Here is a 19,737-nt window from a genome sequence, read left to right as displayed (position 1 = left end):
GGAGGTTGGAAGAGCAGGTTGAGGAGTATGGCATCCACCCCTTCTTCCTCCTGCAACAGCACTATGACATCATGATACATTTGGTCGGTAACCACTCCAGTCAGGTCCACGGGGTTATCCACCGAAGCGAAGGGCGGGACCTTGCGCCTGAGCTTGTTTTTCGTCTCCTCGCTCAACTCGGCCATGCGCATGCCGAAGCCCCTTTCTTTAGAGCATATATAATCCGTGGCGATGACGCCGAAACCTCCAGCGCTCCCGACCACCGCGATACGATCACCACTTATCTTCCCTACATCAGCCAATGCCTTGCAGGCATCGACCAGCTCGTACTCGTCCGCCACGCGTATCACGCCAGCTTGCCATAGCACTCCGTCCACCAAGGCGTCTGAGGAGGTGGCCAAAGCTCCTGTATGGGAGGAGGCGGCGCGTGCTCCGTGCGCCGTCGCACCCACTTTCACCGCCACTATCGGCTTCCTCAACGACGCCTCTCTTGCCAAGCGATAGAAGCGCTCACCATCGGAGAAGGATTCGAGATATAAGCCTATGCATTTCGTACCTGGGTCCTGAGCGAAGTAGGCCAGAAAGTCATTTTCTTCAAGGTCCGCTTTGTTGCCCACACCCACGCAGGCGCGCAGCCCCACTCCCTGATCCTCGCACACCTCATACAACCCCACCATTACAGAACCGCTCTGGGAGATGATGGATATACATCCGTCTTTGGGCCTGGGGCTTCGCTCCCTGGGAAGAAAGAAAGTGTCGAACTTCTGCCCCGGGACCAATACCCCCATAGTATTGGGGCCAAGCAATCTCGTCTCCGAGCCCTTGATCGCTTGCACCATCTCATTCTGCAGCCTCTTCCCTTCTTCTCCCATCTCCGCGAAACCGCCGGCCACGGATATAACGAAAGGTATCTTGGCGGCCACGCAGTCCTTGACCGCCTGCAAGGTAGCCTCCGCAGAGATTGACAGTATAGCCACATCCACCCTTTCTGGCAGGGCGGAGATTGAAGGGTAGCAGAGGAGTCCAAGTATGTCCTTGCGGTGGGGATTGACGGGGTAGACCCTGAACTTACCCCCGATTAGCTGCCTCAGGATGACATTGCCTGCCTTTTCCGGTTGCGAGGAGGCGCCTACTACGGCCACGCTGCATGGGCTGAAGAGGCGCTCCAAGCTCATCGACACGGATAAGAATCCACCTAGGGTATAATAACCGTTCAGTACCATCATGTCCCGCTCACGACAACCGTCTCTCTCCTCACGGAAGGATGATGATTCCGTGGAGAGAATGATAAATCGGAGGAGTCATGCGTGGAGGCGTGAGTGAAGCGGAGACTTTGCTAGAAGCATTGCGTTTGGCGGTTAGGGAGGATTGCGATGAGCCCGAGGTCGGACTACTATTCTCAGGCGGATTGGATAGCACCATCCTCGCTAAACTGGCGATGGAATTTGTGAAGGTCCGGCTTTACACCATTGGCCTAGCTGGCTCTCATGACCTGGAGGCCGCCAGAAGTAGCGCAGAACGATTGGGACTGGAATGGAGACCACTGGTCCTTGATCGTGAGCGGGTGATATCTTCCCTTTTGCCCTTGGCCAAGATACTGGGGACAGAGAATCCTTTGACCTTATCCTTCGAGATGCCTCTGTACATGATCGCGCAGCAAGCGGAAGAGCATGAGCTGCTTTCAGGGCAGGGAGCGGACGAGCTCTTCGCGGGATATGCTAGATATAAAAACATGCCAGTAGAGATGTTGAGGAGGAGCCTTAGATCGGACCTCGAAAGCCTGCTTAGCGAAGGGGTGGAGCGCGAGAGGACTTTGGCCCAGCATTTTGCTAAGAAAATAAAGCATCCTTATCTCCACCGCAAAGTTTTGGAGGTCGCAGGAACTCTGCAAACCTCTCATCTGATTGAGGGTGATGAGCGCAAAGTAATCCTGCGCCGAGTGGCTAATCTACTTTCCCTAGAGGAATCTTCACGGCCTAAAAAGGCAGCTCAGTACGGGTCAGGCGTAATAAAGGTAATGAAGATCGAGGCCCGAAGAAGAAAAGTCCCTTTGAAACGACTCATCGCCTCTCTGAGAGAGGAAACCCTATAAGGTTCTGCAGGCATCATGCGTGGGATATGGATTATCAGGAGACCATGGATTGGCTCCACAGCCTGGAGGGCAGGGGGATCAAACTGGGCCTTGATAACATCAAGGAATTGTTGGCCAGGTTGGGAGATCCTCAAGAGCAATTCCGCAGCGTTCACGTAGCGGGCACCAATGGCAAAGGATCGGTGAGCGCCATGCTGTATTCCGTTCTTCATGCTCACGGATTCCGCACTGGTCTCTACACATCGCCTCACATCATCGATTTCAGGGAGAGAATGCAGTTCAATGGTGGCCTTATCTCCCAGCAGCATCTATGCCGCTTGGCCGAAGAGGTGCGCGGGCACATTGAGGACATGTGTCTGGTCAATCCTGAGGCATGCCCCACCTTCTTCGAAGCCACCACGGCCTTGGCCTTTCTCTACTTCGCAGACATGAACGCTGAATGGGCGGTGGTGGAGGTAGGAATGGGAGGAAGGTTGGATGCCACCAATGTCATCAGGCCCGAGTGCTGCATCATCACTCGCATAGGGTTGGAGCATACCGACTACCTCGGAGACACCTTGGAGAAGATTGCCGGAGAGAAGGCCGGGATCATTAAAGAAGGGGTGCCAGTGGTGACCGCGGAAGAAGCGGAAGAAGCGTTGAAGGTGATAAGCTCCAGGGCAGAGGAACATCACTCGCGGCTGCACGTAGTTGAAGAAGGGAAGGACTTTCGCCTTGTCTCCTCGGACCTGGAAGGAACTAGGGTGCACCTATACCGACTGGGAAGGGAAGCGCAGCTCCCTCTTTTAGGCTCGTATCAGGCTGCCAATGTGGCCATGGCTTATGTGGCGGTGGAGTGTCTTCGATCCAGAGGGTTCGGCATCAGCGATGAGGCGGTCTTGGATGGTTTGGCTAAGGTTAAATGGCCAGGTCGTCTGGAACTTGTCCATCGCCATCCCTACCTGTTCTTTGACGCCACGCATACGGCGCAAGGGGCAAACGTGGTGGCCCGAGACCTAGAGCGGCTCATGCCTAAGGGGAGATTAATACTCGTAATTGGGGTATTGAAAGACAAGGATCTAAGGGGTGTGGTGAGGCCTTTCGCTCGAATATCGAGCAAGGCTTTCGCAGTGGCGCCTTTGACCGAAAGAGCATATCCCGTGGAAAAGGTTAGTCAGGCGGTATCGGAGCTGACGGAATGTCACACAGCTTCGTCCGTGGCGGAAGGGCTAAGGCTGGCACTGGCGGAAGCGGATCCTATGGATACCATCCTGGTCACAGGCTCCATTTACACCATTGGCGAAGCTAAGGCCTGGTGGGAAGCGAATGGCCCGCGGTAGCAAAGACGCCCGTATCATTCTTGAGAACATGCGCCGCGTTTGCCCTGAGGGCGTATTTCCTGGCCATAATCAAGGGAGGAGAGGAGATTGGGAACTTGATGCATTTCACATTCTCATCTCTACCGTGCTTTCGCAGAGGACCAAGGACTCCAATACCTTCTCCGCCTCCTCTGCCCTCTTCAGAGAATTCAACACTCCTGAGCAGATAGCCAATGCACCTTTGGATAGACTGAAGTCCCTGGTCAGGCCAGCGGGCTTTCCCGAGGCCAAGGCCAAGGCCATAAAGGAGATAGCGAGAATTATCCATGAGGAAATGGGGGGGCAGGTCCCTGCGGATAGGGAAGAGCTGATGCGCCTGCCGATGGTGGGCAGGAAGACGGCCAATTGTGTTCTCGCCTATGCCTTTAAAAAAGATGCCATTTGTGTTGATACACATGTGCATCGCATCTCCAATCGTATTGGGCTGGTGAGGACCAATGATCCCGAGGAGACAGAGCTGGCTTTGATGAAGATAATCCCCCAGGAGTTATGGAGAGATGTAAACTCATACATGGTGCGCTTCGGTCAGAGGATATGCCTTCCTCGAAACCCTCGGTGCTATCGATGCCCTTTGACCAAATTTTGTGATTTTTACACCATCTCGGAAAAAGGAGAAAAAGTTCGTAGCCATGCTTCTCGTACGCCAAAAGGAAGATAATATGGCAAGGCGTGTGTGGCTGGCGTGCACGAGGTATCGGTAATGGCCAGCATCGTGGAGGCCGTGCTCGAAGAGCTGAAAAAATATGAGGTGGAGCGAGTGGAAGAGGTGGATCTGCTCATCGGGGAACTCACTTTCCTAGGTCGAGAGCAGCTGGAATTCGCCTTCGATGTTGTCACTAGGGGAACGATCCTTGAGGGGTCGAAGTTAATGATCTCAGAGGAGAAATTGGAAGTAGATTGCACATCATGCGGATACACAGGGCCAGTCTCTTATATAGAAGGGACCAGGGATCACATGGTCCCTGATCTCAGCTGCCCGAAATGTGGGGCAGCGGTAAAAGTAGTGAAGGGCAAAGGATGCCAGGTAACATCTCTAAAGGTGGTGGGGCGCTGATGTTCAGATTCAGGGACGAGCCTATCGCCAGAAAAGTGGTGGAGGCGATAGAGAGATTGGGCATCAAAGCGCATTTAATGCATGTCTGTGGGACGCATCAGGACACGCTGGTGCGATTTGGCATCGAGGAAATGCTCAAGGGCAGCGGGGTTAGCATCGGACAAGGCCCCGGCTGTCCCGTGTGCGTGACCACCACCAAAGAGATCGTGGAAGCCATCACTTTGGCGGATGCGGGAGTGACCATCGCTGTATTCGGTGATATGATGACGGTTCCTACCCCCATAGGCTCCTTGGCTGACGCTAAAGCTAAGGGAGCGGATGTCAGAGTGGTATATTCTGTGGAGGACGCCGTGAAGCTGGCTCCAACGGTCAAGGACCTCACTTTCATGGCCATAGGCTTCGAGACCACGAGCCCCACCACAGCCTCGGTCTTGCTCAGCCAGCCACCGGAGAATTTCTCCGTCCTAAGCTGCCACCGCTTGCTCCCTCCAGCCCTTGACGCGCTATTTAAATTGGGAGAAGTGAGGATAGAAGGACTTATCCAACCTGGGCATGTGGCCACCATCATCGGGACCAGGCCCTTCGAGCGCTATTCCAAGGAGATGAAGATACCTCAGGTGGTAGCGGGCTTCGAACCCTTGGATCTGCTCATGGCAGTTTTTATGCTATGCATGCAGATCTCAGAGGGCCGTCACGAAGTGGAGAACGAGTACAGAAGAGTGGTGAAGGCTGAGGGGAATCCCAAAGCCCTCTCCACAATAGAACGCGTATTCTTTCCTGTTGATCGTGCATGGCGAGGGTTCCCTGTTATACCTGGCAGCGCCCTGGAGCTAAGGAAGGAATTCTCTGTGCATAATGCAAGGGAAAAGTATCATGACATTCTCCAGGGCGCTCCTTCGGTGAAAGAGGAGATGGGAAATTGTCGCTGCGGTGAAGTCCTAAGAGGGATTATCAGCTCTAATCAATGCCCCGTTTTCGGCAAGGGTTGCACTCCCAAGCGTCCCATGGGTCCATGCATGGTCAGCCGGGAAGGCTCGTGCAACATCTCCTATCGCTACAGTCGCCGTTGATCATCTACGAAGCAAGATGATGTGTGATGAGACTATCACAGCCCATATCATGAGACATATCACAGCTATGGCCTCGGCCAAGGGCACTGAGGTAAAGGCCAGGAAGGCCATGGATAGCATGGGCGCGGTTATGGATGCGATCATAGGGATCACACCTAACCCCTCCATACGGTAAAGTGGAGTGGCTAGCATAAGAAGTGATAACAGCGCGGTAATGAAGAAGGCCCAGCTGGCCACGGTGTGAGGCGTACCTGAGTCGATGGGGAAGATACCTATGGCAAAAAGGAAAGCCGCTGAGACAAGGAACAGCGAGCCTCCGATGCGCGAGAGCCAACTTGACGGAAGCATCTTCATCAGCCCTAGGGCGAATGGCAGCCAGAGAAGGGAGGCGAGAATCACGCCGAAATTAAAGATGTCTCTTCCTCCCCCACCTATCCGCCCCAGCTCGGAAAGTGTGTCCACCCCAAACTGCCAAGAACCGTCCGCCACCACGGCCCAAGACCAGAGCAGAGCAAAGGCCAAGGCTCCCAACAAACCTGACCAAGCACCGTAAATAGGTTTGAATCCTTTCATGAGCACCAATTAGCATGCAAATCCTTTGTTACTTTCTATTCATCTTATTGGCAATGTTCCCTTCCTTTCATCAAGGTTCCTTTCCATTCTAAAAGGGAGAAATATTCAAGGGAGCTATGCGATACCTTGCGCTCAAGGAGGCATATTCGCGACTCAGCCCAATGGTATTCAGGACGAAAGGGTAAGCCTAGAGCAACCCTCAGCCATGCAGAGGAGGTTAAGCTCTCAGGCACAATCAGGATCTAAGGCTGTCTGCGTGGCCCTGCCAATAGGTCAAAAGCCGATAAAAATGCAGGCAGATAAGCCCTCGGATTTCCTCGATATATTACAAAATTCCAGTATCGCCTGGATAAATTTTACCGTGAGCGATCTGGAGAAGGAAGGCACCGAAGTGGCGGCGAAATTGGGATTCAGTGATACCATCGTCTCCGCTCTGATGAAAGGATTCTATTCAAATTACGAGGATCGCGATGTAGAATTGGGCCTGATGGTCCCAGCCCTGAGGATCATGGGTTTGGAGATAAAAACCTACAATCTGATCATCCTTATACGCAGGAATCTGATACTTACTATCCATAATGAAGGAGTGACGCGATTCATCCAATTTTCGCGCTACGCTGACACCTTCCTACGCAAGCTTCCAGAGAGCATGCCTCCCGAGGATAAGCTGACCAACATGTTGGTGCGCATCCTGGATGAGAACAACAACCGTAACTTCGAGCAATTGCGCGAGATTCAAGATCAGGGGGATAAGATGAGTGAGTATCTCTCTGATCCCAAGGCTCCTAGGGAAAAGCTGGGTCGCAATATATACGAGATGAAGCATGCGTTGATTGAGTATCTCAACTCTATGTGGCGCACCAATGATGTCCTTAATTCCTTGCGCTATGGGGATGCGGACGTCATCACAGACAATCCCAAAGTGCTAGCCAAGATCGGCTTATTGATCGAGGACGTCAACCGCCAAATCTCCTTGGCTGAGCATATGTCTGATGTTTTGGCCTCAGGACTGGAGGTCCTGCAATCGATTTACAATAACCAGCTGCAGATGCTCAACAACCGCATGACACTCGCCGTGGCATGGCTTACCATCCTGGGCACGGCTGTATTGGTGCCCAACACTTTGGCCACCATCGTCTCTTCATACGCGGGTATGGATGCCCCATTGGCGTTATGGTATTCATTAGTGCTAATAATGGCCACGGTTAATGCCACATTCCTAGCATTCTGGTGGGTGAAGCGACGTGGAATCATCCCCCCCTCGGACTCTGATCTTGACTCTTTAGGGCACTCCGAGGGCTCTCAAGAAAAATGAGACAGAAAGGCGTTTTTAGCAACCTTTATTAATGAATGGCTGGAATTTTATGACGAGCGGAGACGTCTCCGTGGAGGGATAATTATGGCATCACAAAAGCTATTGGACATGTTGAATAAGGCTATAGCGAGAGAGCTCCAGGTGTCTATTCAGTACATTTGGCAGCATGTGCAGTGGAGAGGCGTTGAGCATTACGCTGTTAGCGAGGAGTTCAAGAACATATCCATCGTAGAGATGAAGCATGCAGAGAAAATTGCCGAGCGACTCTGGTATCTGGGAGGTGTGCCAACCACTAAGCCTGCCAACATCGAGGTGGGCGATGAATTCTGGGAAATGGTGGACAACGATATAAAGGCCGAACAGGAAGCAATCGACATGTACAGGCAGATAATCCGAGACGCCGAGGAGGAGGGTGACATCACCACAGCCTTCATCTTCCGTGAGATATTGGAAGACGAAGAGGAGCATCATGACTTCTTTACTGGCTTGAAGGAGGGAAAGAAGCCGGCGAAGAAAAAATGATTGTATTTGACTAGACTCCCACCTCATCTCAAAATCAATCGCGATGTCTCAGCCGAAAGGCTCTAAATATCGCCTTCTCTCCTTCGCCAAAGCAGGTGCGAGAGATGCAGATTCGCAGCGCGGAAGAGCTTCATAAGTTGCTGAGCAAAGCTCTTCAGATAGAGTCTGAATATGAGACAGCAGCGGAATGGGAAGGATATGTAGCCGTGACTAGTCCGCGCTATCGCGAACTCCTCTTCGAGCTGATTTCCGATTCGGAGAAACATGCCAATTTGGTTAAGGAAATGCTGGCGATGATCGTACTGCCTGAGGAGTACAAAGCTCCGCCTTTACCTACAGTCTCTTTCGATTTCAGGGGCAGATCGGAGCTCGACACTCTTCTGGAGCTTGAGAGGTATGAGCAACTGATGCTTGACCTTTATGCTGCCATAAAACATGCCATGCTACGTTCAGATTTGAAGCAATACGTCAAAGAAGGAAGCCTAGAGAGAATGATGGAGATATTAGACGACCTCATCGAGGATGAGACAAGCCATAGAGATTCGATACATTTCTACGTTGGCAGGGTGAAGATGATACGGTGAAGTCATCGTCAAATCGTAACATCTCCTTTTAAAGGCAAATCATTTAGGCTTGATATAAGATGGTGGACTAGCAAAGCGTGAAATAGATGGCGGGTTTCGAATCCTTGGGAATAGATTCTCGGATAATGAAGGCGATTGAGAAATTAGGCTGGGAAGAGCCTACACCGGTGCAACTGGCAACCATACCTTTAATCATGAAGGGCAAGGACGTCATGGCGCAAGCCCAAACTGGTACCGGAAAGACCGCTGCCTTCGGCATCCCTCTGTTGCAAAAAATATCTAAAGGCAAGACTCCAAGCGCATTGGTCTTGGTGCCTACGCGCGAATTGGGGATACAGGTCTCGGAAGAGCTGGAAAGATTGGGGGAATTCATGAACCTTAAAGTGCTCCCAGTGTATGGAGGGGCGTCAATAGAGTCGCAGCTCGAGCAATTACGTAAAGGTGTGGATATAGTTGTGGGAACACCAGGAAGGATTATTGACCACATAAAGAGGGGCACGCTTGACCTTCGCAACATAAAACATCTCGTCCTGGATGAGGCCGACCGCATGCTGGACATGGGTTTCATCGACGATATCCGCTACATAATGTCCAAGCTCCCCAAGAAGCGCAATACGTATCTTTTCTCAGCCACCTTACCTTCGGAAATAAAGGAACTGGCAGCGGAGCAAATGAATGATCCAGAGAAGGTCAACATTTCTGAGGAGAGACTAGTATTGCCCAATACGCAGCAGGTCTATATCAACATCGGGAGGAAGAACAAGATATGGGCGCTATGCCGCATCCTCGATTCAGAGAAGCCAAAGGCTATGATTTTCTGTCAAACCAAAAAAATGGTAGACATCCTTGCGAAGGCCCTCGGGTCGTACGGTTATCCAGTAGCGGCCCTTCATGGAGACCTAACCCAGGCTAAGAGAGAGAAGGTGCTCGAGGACTTCCGCAACGATCGCATCAAGGTCCTCATAGCCACGGATGTGGCCGCTCGGGGATTGGATATAGAGGGAGTGACTCACGTCATCAATTATGACATCCCTGAGAATCCAGAGGTTTATGTGCATCGCATAGGCCGAACTGGAAGGGCAGGCAAAGAGGGAAAGGCGATCACCTTCGTCACCTCGCAAGAAGAACACCTCCTTAAGGAGATCAAGGACTTCAGCGGTGTCGGAGTAGTCCAGGTGAATGTACCAGAAAGTCATGGTAGGGAGAGAGTGAGAAAAGTCTGGGATTTCGATGAAATTTCGGACATTTTCGGCATGGTGAAATTCCGCATAAATCTGGGAAAGGAGGACAAAGTCTCTTCACCTGACCTTTCCAACCTGGTAGCCAAAAAAGCGAGAATAAGCGATCTCGCTATTGGGCACATAGAAGTGGGTGAGCAGCATTCCATTGTCGAAGTGCACAAGGATGTTGCCCTAAAGTCCATGAAGGCCATGGAAGGAGCCAATTATAAGGGAAAGAAGCTCAGCTTCGAGCCTTTGAAGAAATAAGAAATCTTCAGACTTTCAGCGATATTTCGCATACCTGTCAAGAAGGGAGCAGATATCGTCAGAAACTTCCTTCTGATAGTAACCTTTCAAAGACTCCCCGCGAACGTACTCCTTAGCTTCGGATATAGATACTCTGGATGCCTTAGCGATGATGTTGGCCAAAAGGGCTGAGGCATAAGCAGAATCGATATTGGAACCGTTAAGAATCTCCTTGACATCATATTTGAAGCCGCTAAGACGCCTCACATTTAGCATTGCCACGCGAGTATAATCCTTCTTATACGTTTTCTCTTCAAAATTCCTACGCTTTCCACCAGACCTTCTGTTCAGATGATTAATTTCGCCCAAATTTATCCCAGGCTCCAGTTGCTCAGAGGCTTTTACATATATCAATGTTTGGTATGTTAAGTATAATCTGCAAGCCGTTAAGAATTAAATTAACGAAAAACCTGGGATTTTTAACGATACTTTTATAATAAAATACTTCTAACTTATGCTGAGCTGGCTTGGGGCTTGTTGTGTCGGAGCCTGACTTCAAAAAACATTGGAGGAAAGAATGTGGTAGATGGTGGAAAGAATAATTGGATGTGGCGGATGCTTGGAGGCTTTCTACTGGTTATCCTTGGGATTCTGATAATTGTGTATCCTGAGATAACCGTAGGGATAGTGGTTATTGTATTTGGTGTAATGATGTTGTTCTTGGGCTTTATTCAGGCGGTATTCGGCTTGTCTGCCCCCGAGGCCAAGTCTGCGAAATGGCTCTTTATCCTATCTGGAATCCTAAGCATAATCATCGGGATATTGGCCATACTCACACCATATTATGTCCTCATCGCGGGCTGGATACTCATAGCTATCTGGGCGATAATCTGGGGCATTTTCGAGATAGTTGCCGCTTTCATGGTCCCTGCAGAGAATATGAATACGATTTATGGCGACAACGGTAAGTGGATGGCCGTGGCGACAGGATTGATCGCCATTGTGTTAGGCGTTATATTCCTCGCTTATCCAGAGTCCTCACTTACCACAGTGGTTTACATAGCTGGTATTTTGGTCATCCTGGCTGGCTTCGTGCAGGTATTCGAGTCCGTGCAAATGAGAAGGGTGAGGTCTTAGAAAAGGATAAAGTGGCGGGGAATGGCGATCTCTTAAATCCATTCCCCGTCTCACCTTTTTTTTCTGACTAAGAAGGAGAACGAATGAAATCAATAGAAGCCACACGATAGATTAGTATAATAGAATCGCAACTCATGGTTTTGAGACATTCACCAAAGGTTGGATTCTATTTATCGTTCGTTGTAGAAAGTCCGATTCCAAGATATGCATCTCAATGGCTTGTTTGGGACAAATCTCCACACATCTACCGCATCCCTTGCAAAGATTTAGTTCGATTCTGGCTTTGCCCTCTTTTATAAAAATTGCAGAGACGTAGCACACTCCTTCCCTAACGCATTTTTCACATCCAACGCATTTATCTTGGTCGATTATCAGCTCCACTCCAGGCATGCGTGTCACGGTGGCATTAATGCTCTCGTTCAGTTCTGGCAACATCTTCCATAGGCAGCAGCACTCGCAGCAAGAGCAGATCGACAGAAGGTCTTCCTTTGGTCCTGTACCTAGCCAGACGGAATCGATCTTGTCACGTCCTATCAGATGCACAAGGCCTGCTTCCCTGCACTTTCGCAGATGTTCGAGGGCCTCCTCTGGTGTGGCCATCCTACCCATGTCCTTAGGGATTTTCAAGACGCCTCTTCCCAAAAAAACGCATCCCAGACTGGCTGGATAATTCTCGCAATGGTTGGCATCTCGGCACATGCATTTGTCCATGATGAATATGTATCTAGATCGTAACACGAAGTACTCTATAACCGCTGAAGGCAGAACTACGTTCTCAGGCTCAGCTCGAATATTAATTTCAATGGTCCTGGAACGCGACACCGCTTTCTCGGCCACCTTCTCTTTTGGAAGGATGATTATGTCATCGTCCTCGAAGAAAGCAAACTCCATGGCCTGACCAAGGATAGGCAGGCGTGTAAGCTTGGCCATGAAGAAGCGCTTATCAAAGGTCTTCCTGATTATGCGCGTATATAGATGCGTCATCCGGCCCATACGAGAAGAAATGTTCTTCTAGCTTCAATATCTCTTCCCTTAATCGACGAAGCAGAACTATCTTCATCAAAATCGAAGGCAAGAGGTTCGATTTAGATATTAAAGAAATAATTTGTTGAATCTTGAAGAGACTCAAATTTTGTTTTTATTTTATGTTATCATACTATATAACAAATCGAGAAGGTCATTCTCAAAATTTAATAATCACTTATGATAGAAATAATGCCAGCTTATTTTAAAAACTGAAATCACAATTGATAATCAGGTCATTTAGGTTATAAACATCCTTTGTAAATCATAGATTCACTAAAATAAATTAAGGAGGAAAACTAGTTGAAAAAGAGGATGGTGATGTTGGCGATCGGAGCTATGCTTGCCGCCGCCTTAATCGCTGGCGGTGCCTATGCATACTTCAGCGACACGGAGACGAGCTCTGGAAATCAGTTCAGCGCCGGTAGCCTAGATCTAGTTCTGGGCACCGCTGGTTCTATGCCAATCAGCTTCATCAATATGGTCCCAGGTAGCTCAGGCAGCTCCTACATTCAGGTTCAGAACCAGGGTTCTATCGTCGCGGAGTTGAGGATTTCCGGTCAGAACTTAGTCGATGCAGAAGGAATGAATTACGAGCCCGAGACGAATACCGCAGAGCCAGGCGATCTCAGCTCCAACGTCGATATCGAGATATTCGTTGACGCTAATGCCAACGGACTAAGGGATGCTGGTGAGAGTCTGCTCTGGTCGGGAAAGCTTAACGCCTTCAATGGCGCCACTGTGACATATGGAGAGATGGCCATTGGAGCAACTGTCAATATCGGGATATATTACAGTGTGCCCACTACCGTTGGCAATGAAATTATGGGAGATACGGTGACATTCGACATCGTGTTCGTTTTGCAACAGGTGTAATTCCTTTAACGGGGGGGATCGAAAGGTCCACCCATTTCAATTTAATAATAGAGAAGAAAAGGGGGGGTTGCATCTAGAGGATATCCGAAAATGAGCTAGCACATAGGAGATTCAAATTAAGAAGGATCAGCGCAAATGGAAGTCGTAGAACAAGAATGATAAATACTGTCCGAGGAGCGAGCAATAGGATTAGAGAAGAGGGGTTTTGCAGCAGATCCCAACTCCATGGCTTCGATTGCGAGGTGGAAATGTGCGGATTAAGCTCGTGAGATGAAATCCATCTCGAAACTCTGCTCTATGCCCTTATAGCCATTATTGGCCGGGAAAATCTTGAATGATTAAACAAAGGAAAGATGTGGATGTTGCCAGCACTCAATGAGATTAAAATCGCTATGTCCATCATGATGAGTCTTTTACTGGTCTTCTTGAGCGTATTAGGAACCTCTGCATCTTGCATAGATACTGAAACAACCAAAATTTCCCTTTCTGCCTCTGGAACCAAAGCATGGATCCACACAACGCTTGCTGACTTCCTGACAAATACTATGGAGAACTTGGACGTGAACTCATCTCCTGGCAACGTTATGCTTCAGGGCAAAACCGAATTTCTTTATGCCTTTAGAGGCTCGAATTCAAATCAATTCCTGAGATACAACACGACTTCATCCACTTGGTCTTTCTTGACCAACGCTCCTGCATCCCTGAAGAATGAGGGCAGCTCTCTAGTTAGTGATGAGAACAGATACCTTTATGCGACTCAAGGTGGCACTCGCCAGTTCTGGAGATATGATGCCTTGACCAATTCCTGGTCAAACTTGCCTCGCACGCCTGCTTCTGTGAAAGCGGGCGGAGGCTTAGCATATGATGGTTTTGGAAATCTTTATCTCATCCAGGGGGGCGGAGAACATGGCTTTTGGCGCTTCAGCATTTCCTTAAATGCTTGGCTTCAACTTGCGCCTACACCTCTGCAAATCGATTTCGGGGGCTGTCTGATGGCGGACGGGATGGGTCATATCTATGTACTGTGTGGTGGAGGGACGACTACCTTCCTCAGATATGATGCGTCACAGGACTCATGGACCATTCTGTCCAGTGCGCCTTCAACGATTGGTAGTGGGGCAGCAATGGCCTATGACGGTGCGGGCAGCATTTATGTTATCCGCGGTTACAATTCCCCGCATTTTTGGAAATATAGTATAGAAACCGATACATGGAATTCCTTATCCCCTCTCCCAAGAGCCATTGGATTAGGGGCCAGTCTTGCCTTCATGCACCCGGGTAAAGTCTATGCTGTGATAGGAGATGGCACTTCACTAGCTTATGTGTATGATTCGAATAAAGACGTTTGGTCGCAAAGCGCTAGCCTTCCTGCCAAAGTGGCCGAAGGCGCTGCTTTGGCCTCAAGCCCTAAAAAATTACTGCTTTCTGGCTCAATGACCTCTTCCGTTTGGGATACAGGCTCGGAAGGAACCACACTCGTGGGTGTGTTTTGGGACTCGAGCACTCCTGCAGGCACCGGGATCAAGCTTCAAGTTCGATCCTCGGATCGTTTAGTCGGAGGCCAACCACAATCAGAGTGGCTGGAATTAGGCACAAATCCTCAAGTTGCCTATGTTTTGTCATCAGGTCGATACTTGCAATGGCGCGCATACCTTTCAACCAATGATTCCCGATTCACGCCTTTGCTCATGGAGGTGAGGTTGCATTATCTCTGAGGCCAGGTTAAGTTCATTTGGCATACCAAGGATTTCATCCTGTCTCTTCATTATCATATTATTCGCCAGCAGCTGGGTACTTTTAGCGTCGGGTTCGGTTTCAGCCCAAGAGCCATACATCGACCTGGAAATCGGAGAGGGGTTAGCTACCCCATTCTCCGTCAAGGACATCAAACCGGGAGATCTAGGGACTAGAACAGTTCAATTAAGAAACAAAGGCTCCCTGGATGGACAGATTGCTATATGGGTAACGGCTATCACCGAAAGCGATTGGGGAGGGGACGGCGCTCATCTGGATGATTATCTTAAGTTCAAGGTACAGGCCAGAGGCCTTACCACCAACTTGCAGATGCCCTGTAGCATCCGTCAATTCCCATCATCAGCATTCTCTGCCACCTACGTTTGGATATTGAATGTTAGAGCGGGAGCCACGGTAGATATTGTCTGGTATTGGGAATTTGAGGAAACATATCAACCCCAGAATGAAGCGCAGGGTGATAGCTTAAGCTTCAACATCAACTATCTCCTAGGGGATATGCCCCCGCCACGCCCAGGGATGGCATGGATGAAGATGAATGTATTGGGTAATCCCAATACCATTCTATTGGATTCGGAAGGCAGGGCTGTGGACAATTTCCTAGCCGAGTCCAAGGATCGAAGCGTAGCCGTTTTGGTCGCGGTAGGGACGCGGTTATGGACATATGATGACACCAGAGCTATAACTCCTTTGGATTCGATCATGATTAAGAGATCCGAAAACAGCCGGTCGACCGCTAAAGGAATGGCCATCATCGGCTCCGCAATAAACATCGACGCATACTGCAATGGTCAAAGAGTCTCGGGGAGAATAGCGGATGGTCCTTTGACTTTGATCATGAGCTATGATCCTAGTCTATTGCCCTCAGTCACAAGGATGATCGGGATTTATCTATTCAGTGAGGGCGAATGGTCCCCATTACCGCCATCCATGGGCGATGTCATGCGTGTGGGGCAGTGTTCTGCCTATTTCAATAGGGGAGGGGAGATGGCAATCATCGCATCCTTCGATCCTCAGCAAGCAGCATATCTCCTTCCCACCGCGCTGAGCATCGAATCCAGCAGTAAAGTTTTCTGGGGGCCAATCGAATTGGTGAGGAAGTCAGGGGATGTGGTATCTGTCGTCCTTACCCTTATCAACGTCGGCGAAATTAATGGGACCAGGGATATCACTCTATTCATAAATGGGAAGCCAGTTAAGTCCGAGAAAGTTTCTTTAGGTCCTCTTGAGAAGGGAGAGATACGTTTCGAAGTCACGGGTTTGGGAGAAGGTTCTTACGACATCGAAATCTTAGGCATGAAAGAGCAGGTGGAGATAAGAACCGAAATAAATTGGTCATTGATATTGCCGTTTCTAGGTTTAGGTCTTTTTATACCATTTGCCCTTGTACGCAGCGCAATCACATGGAGACAGACGCAGAAAAATATTTCACAAATGCGCCGAAGGATGATGGAATTGGAGTCTAAGCTCTTGCACTCTGATATGGCCCTTACGGTACTGAGCCAGAGACAAAAGAGCATTCTATCCCATATTCAGGATAAGACAAAGGATATTAAGACGAAGGAAACAGCAACTTTGGAATCTACATTACCAGCATCGCCTCAATCAGGTTATGAAATCCAAATTTCTGAAATTGAGGACAAGAAAGCATCACAGCCATCATCAGAAGGGTTAAGAAACCAGAGCATGAAGGATATAAAAATTAGAGTAATGACATCTAATGACGCGATTAATTCTGACTCTACTTGGGGCACCATAATGAAATCATCGAAGGCTTCTGCAGCAGACCCATTGGCACGCGCGGAGCAGAAAATCATTCAAGAAGAAGAATTCGAGGTCCGACGCCTTAGAATAGCCAAGGATTTCATACTGACCTCGATTAGACAACGAGGTCAAATCGCCCTCGAAAATGTGCCGAGGAATAAGAATGCCGAGCTGGCCATGAAAGCATTGGCACAGCTAATCGAAGAAGGAAAAATACTAGCAGTCCAGCAAGATCATAAAGTTGTGTATGTTCTTGCGGCTGGTAAAGAAAAGGATGATTAAGGGGCAAATAATGCTAGGAATGTGCTTCTAAGTGCGCGTGAAGTGTCAAAGTCATTCGGGAAGAAAGATGTGTTGAAGTCGGTCACAGCCATCATTGAGCCAGGGGATCGCATCGGATTAGTAGGGTCTAATGGCTCTGGGAAGAGCACTCTGCTCCGCTTACTCGTAGGGGAGATTAAACCAGATACGGGGGAAATCGAAGTTCGCACATCGAAAATAGGATATCTCCCGCAGTTTGAATCCGAGGAGGGCATTATTCAGGATTTCTGTCTCGATCCTAAGCAGAAGGCGAAGCAGGCTCGCTTGGAAGAGCTGGAGCAGTTGATGATGCAAGCCGCATCCGATACCAGTATTGACATGAACACGGTAGTGATGGAGTATGATCGCCTGCTGGAGGAATTGGCATCAGGCAAGGACCATTCTGTGGAAGAATTTAGAAATAGAGCCAAGCAGCAACTGGGAATCCCGGACAATTTGTGGAACAGTTCATTTCAAGGGTTGAGCGGTGGGGAACAGACCAAGATGCGCTTGGCGCGCTTGATGATGCAGGCTGAAGATGCTGAGCTGTTGATACTCGATGAGCCTACCAGTCATTTAGATATCGAAGGCACACAGGCCTTGGAGGAATTCCTATTAAGATACAAAGGAGCGCTGGTGGTAGTGTCCCATGACCGTTATTTCCTGAATAGCATGGTATCTACCATATGGGATTTGGATGATGGAAAACTTCGTGAGTATCGAGGAAATTATTCCGATTTTGTGGAAAAGAAGAAGTTGGAAAAAGAGAAGCTAAGATTGGCCGAGGAAAAATTGAGACACGAGCGCGATCGTTTATTGAAAGCAGCGGAGGAGCAGCATCTGCGCAATCGCTATGGAAGGGCTCACAAAGCCATGATCAGAAGAGCAGAGCGCTTGACCCCTGTCGAGACGATTCGTGAAGAAGGAAGTATTAGCTTTCAAATCAGTACAGCGGACAAGCATGGCAAAGCCTTCATCAGGGCCAAAAATCTTCTTGTAGCGAGAGGTAAGCAAAAAATCTTGGACATGGTTGATTTCGAGCTTAACTTAGGTGACAAATTAGGCGTTTTCGGGCCCAACGGCTCGGGAAAGACTAGTCTGCTTAAAGTACTCAATGGGGAATTGCCATATCTTGGGGAGCTATGGATCTCTCCCGCCGCTAAAATAGGCTACTTCTCCCAAAGTCATGATGGGCTGGACGAACGCCTGACGCCCGAGGAGCAATTGTTACAAGTTCTGGGAAAAGATGACAGAGCCGCAGCCAGATCTATATTGGCAAAACTTCTTTTCGATGATCTAAAGGTAAAGACACCGATAGAGAAGCTGTCCGGTGGGGAGAGAGCTAAGGTCGCTATTGCCCTGCTTATATGCGAACAGCGGAATTTATTGCTCTTAGACGAGCCCAATAATTATCTTGATGTGGCATCGCGAGAGGCCCTGGAAGAAGCGCTGAAGGAATATCCTGGTACTCTGATACTCGTAACGCATGACCGTTACCTTCTAGATGCGATTTGTAATCGAGTGGCGGAGCTGCGGGGTGGTATGCTAAGGTTTTTCAACGGGACCTATTCGCAGATGCAGGGCGTGTGGCGTCAAGAGGAATATCTTACCGAAGCCCAGGTGTATCGCGTAGTGAGCGGGTTCACTGATTGGACTACTAGAAAGAAACTTAGATCGGGTGATACGATAGCAATCGCTCCCTCCGAACTCGAATTTTATAAATGGGCCTTCGATAATGGCAAGTTGAAAAAATTAGATAGGAAGGAATATAAGAAGGTTAAAAAGGTAGAATAGTCCAACCATTGGATTAAATAATTAGATTGATATTTTTATTTATTTCAATATCTTCGGTGAGGCAACAGCATCATGCCTGAGATTTCTCTGAGGCATGTTAATATGGCTGCCTTTATGATAATGAGCATTCGATGAATGCTTTGATTCATTAGATGCACATGATAAGGAAGTAATAGGATTTAACTAATCGTTTTAGTGAAGCACTGCAGGTCAGAACTTCCAATTCTCCGAAGGTTTGCCATCTGCCATATATTTTTTATTTATCTTTCGAATCAAAAAGGCTCGCGATAAATAATTCTGTTTTTCCAATAGACTTCTGCAAAGATTTTTTTGCATTGCTAGCTTTCACTCCTGCAAGGAGTGGAGTTCGTGCTTTCGCAACCAACAATAGACATTACTAAAATCAAGCAGGGTGACGTAGAAAAAGAGGCCTTACGCCTTGCCATTATCGCTGAACTGGATGCCATCTCACTTTACGAGCAATTGGCTTCGATGGTTAAAAAGGATGATATCCGAAAAGTCCTTTTGGATGTAGCAAAGGAAGAGAAAACACATGTCGGAGAGTTCCAAGCCTTGCTCCTAAAGTATGATCTGGAGCAGAGGGAGGAACTTGAGCATGGAAAAGAGGAAGTCGAAGAGCTTACAGAGAAGTAGATGAGACTTAAGACCTCAAAAAGCGTGCAAAAAGTGAAGAAAATTAAGCAAAACCACAGCTGCAAGCTTGAAGACTCTATTGGAACTTCAAAGAAGGAAGTCTAGTTAATAGCCATTATGTGAATGCCATATTAAAGGAATAATGAGGAACTGGAGTACTTATTAATAGAGCTGGCATTCGTAAGCAATGCGAACACCTGTGATTTGATCAAGCATTATACGCGTGAGCATTTTCAGAATGTTATGGAATGATAATATGTTAGATGGAGCCGCGGGTCCGGACTTTCACCGGCGTGATGGTTTTGCAGGACCATGCGTGATCTTACTCTGCCACCGCGGCATTTACTAATGAAAATTGAATGATAATTTAAATACAAACCCTACTTGCTATCGCAAATGATAA

At 48.7% G+C, this 19,737-nt stretch carries 19 protein-coding genes; 15 read left to right on the top strand and 4 right to left on the bottom strand.

Translation table 11 applies throughout. The annotated features are described in order from the left end of the window. The coding region (locus QW520_07955; protein ID MEM0449735.1) for a CoA-binding protein at positions 1 to 1,226 on the bottom strand (1,226 nt) is incomplete at its 3' end. A 77-nt stretch (positions 1,227 to 1,303) separates the two neighbouring features. On the opposite strand from QW520_07955, the gene QW520_07950 reads away from it, so the two are divergent. Genes QW520_07950 through hypD form a run of 5 tightly spaced genes read left to right on the top strand, consistent with a single transcriptional unit; the run spans position 1,304 to position 5,574 of the window. Then, positions 1,304 to 2,092 carry an asparagine synthase C-terminal domain-containing protein gene (locus tag QW520_07950; protein MEM0449734.1) on the top strand — a complete coding sequence of 263 codons (789 nt, stop codon included), beginning with the start codon at positions 1,304 to 1,306 and terminating at the stop codon, positions 2,090 to 2,092. Positions 2,093 to 2,118: 26 nt separating this feature from the next. Further along, positions 2,119 to 3,411 (top strand): folylpolyglutamate synthase/dihydrofolate synthase family protein, encoded by a 1,293-nt coding sequence (locus tag QW520_07945; protein MEM0449733.1) that lies wholly within the window; start codon positions 2,119 to 2,121, stop codon positions 3,409 to 3,411. Continuing rightward, positions 3,398 to 4,108, top strand: a complete 711-nt coding sequence (gene nth, locus QW520_07940) for an endonuclease III (protein ID MEM0449732.1) — start codon at positions 3,398 to 3,400, stop codon at positions 4,106 to 4,108. Before QW520_07945 ends, nth begins: the two co-directional genes overlap by 14 nt. Positions 4,109 to 4,132: 24 nt before the next feature. Next, on the top strand, positions 4,133 to 4,504 hold the full coding sequence (gene hypA / locus QW520_07935) for a hydrogenase maturation nickel metallochaperone HypA (protein ID MEM0449731.1): 372 nt from the start codon (positions 4,133 to 4,135) through the stop codon (positions 4,502 to 4,504). Then, complete coding sequence (gene hypD / locus QW520_07930) at positions 4,468 to 5,574, top strand: hydrogenase formation protein HypD (protein MEM0449730.1); 1,107 nt, start codon at positions 4,468 to 4,470, stop codon at positions 5,572 to 5,574. The genes hypA and hypD overlap by 37 nt, the downstream gene beginning before the upstream one ends. On the opposite strand, the gene QW520_07925 is transcribed toward hypD, so the two are convergent. Beyond that, a complete protein-coding gene (locus QW520_07925; protein MEM0449729.1) occupies positions 5,575 to 6,147 on the bottom strand; it encodes a DUF998 domain-containing protein in 573 nt (190 codons plus the stop codon). 25 nt (positions 6,148 to 6,172) lie between these two features. Between QW520_07925 and QW520_07920 the strand changes: the two genes are divergently transcribed. From QW520_07920 to QW520_07905, 4 genes are all read left to right on the top strand, one after another. Further along, positions 6,173 to 7,462: a CorA family divalent cation transporter gene (locus QW520_07920; protein MEM0449728.1), complete on the top strand. Its 1,290-nt coding sequence runs from the start codon at positions 6,173 to 6,175 to the stop codon at positions 7,460 to 7,462. An 84-nt stretch (positions 7,463 to 7,546) separates the two neighbouring features. Then, the gene (locus QW520_07915) at positions 7,547 to 7,984 is read left to right on the top strand and encodes a ferritin-like domain-containing protein (protein ID MEM0449727.1); all 438 of its coding nucleotides are present in this window, start codon (positions 7,547 to 7,549) and stop codon (positions 7,982 to 7,984) included. A gap of 95 nt (positions 7,985 to 8,079) precedes the next feature. Then, positions 8,080 to 8,568: a hypothetical protein gene (locus tag QW520_07910; protein MEM0449726.1), complete on the top strand. Its 489-nt coding sequence runs from the start codon at positions 8,080 to 8,082 to the stop codon at positions 8,566 to 8,568. A gap of 86 nt (positions 8,569 to 8,654) precedes the next feature. Then, entirely contained in the window at positions 8,655 to 10,055 is a 1,401-nt protein-coding gene (locus QW520_07905) for a DEAD/DEAH box helicase (protein MEM0449725.1), read from the top strand. A 15-nt stretch (positions 10,056 to 10,070) separates the two neighbouring features. Here QW520_07905 and QW520_07900 read toward each other — a convergent pair whose 3' ends face one another. Beyond that, positions 10,071 to 10,310, bottom strand: coding sequence for a hypothetical protein (locus tag QW520_07900; GenBank protein MEM0449724.1), 240 nt, complete (start codon positions 10,308 to 10,310; stop codon positions 10,071 to 10,073). A gap of 303 nt (positions 10,311 to 10,613) precedes the next feature. On the opposite strand from QW520_07900, the gene QW520_07895 reads away from it, so the two are divergent. Next, complete coding sequence (locus tag QW520_07895; GenBank protein MEM0449723.1) at positions 10,614 to 11,171, top strand: DUF308 domain-containing protein; 558 nt, start codon at positions 10,614 to 10,616, stop codon at positions 11,169 to 11,171. Positions 11,172 to 11,303: 132 nt separating this feature from the next. Here the strand turns inward: QW520_07895 and QW520_07890 are convergent, their stop codons facing one another. Then, positions 11,304 to 12,155, bottom strand: coding sequence for a 4Fe-4S binding protein (locus tag QW520_07890; GenBank protein MEM0449722.1), 852 nt, complete (start codon positions 12,153 to 12,155; stop codon positions 11,304 to 11,306). A gap of 342 nt (positions 12,156 to 12,497) precedes the next feature. On the opposite strand from QW520_07890, the gene QW520_07885 reads away from it, so the two are divergent. The 5 genes from QW520_07885 to QW520_07865 all read left to right on the top strand — a co-directional run bounded on the left by QW520_07885 (position 12,498) and on the right by QW520_07865 (position 19,334). Next, complete coding sequence (locus QW520_07885; GenBank protein MEM0449721.1) at positions 12,498 to 13,070, top strand: TasA family protein; 573 nt, start codon at positions 12,498 to 12,500, stop codon at positions 13,068 to 13,070. Positions 13,071 to 13,423: 353 nt separating this feature from the next. After that, complete coding sequence (locus tag QW520_07880; GenBank protein MEM0449720.1) at positions 13,424 to 14,785, top strand: hypothetical protein; 1,362 nt, start codon at positions 13,424 to 13,426, stop codon at positions 14,783 to 14,785. A gap of 349 nt (positions 14,786 to 15,134) precedes the next feature. Next, positions 15,135 to 16,868: a hypothetical protein gene (locus QW520_07875; GenBank protein MEM0449719.1), complete on the top strand. Its 1,734-nt coding sequence runs from the start codon at positions 15,135 to 15,137 to the stop codon at positions 16,866 to 16,868. 42 nt (positions 16,869 to 16,910) lie between these two features. Further along, complete coding sequence (locus tag QW520_07870; GenBank protein MEM0449718.1) at positions 16,911 to 18,680, top strand: ABC-F family ATP-binding cassette domain-containing protein; 1,770 nt, start codon at positions 16,911 to 16,913, stop codon at positions 18,678 to 18,680. 360 nt (positions 18,681 to 19,040) lie between these two features. After that, on the top strand, positions 19,041 to 19,334 hold the full coding sequence (locus QW520_07865) for a ferritin family protein (GenBank protein ID MEM0449717.1): 294 nt from the start codon (positions 19,041 to 19,043) through the stop codon (positions 19,332 to 19,334). Positions 19,335 to 19,737 lie beyond the last annotated feature (403 nt).

It is taken from the genome of Methanomassiliicoccales archaeon (assembly GCA_038740345.1).
In the GTDB taxonomy this organism is placed as follows: Archaea; Thermoplasmatota; Thermoplasmata; order Methanomassiliicoccales; family UBA472; genus JAJRAN01.
This window is presented reverse-complemented; position numbering and strand designations above follow the sequence as displayed.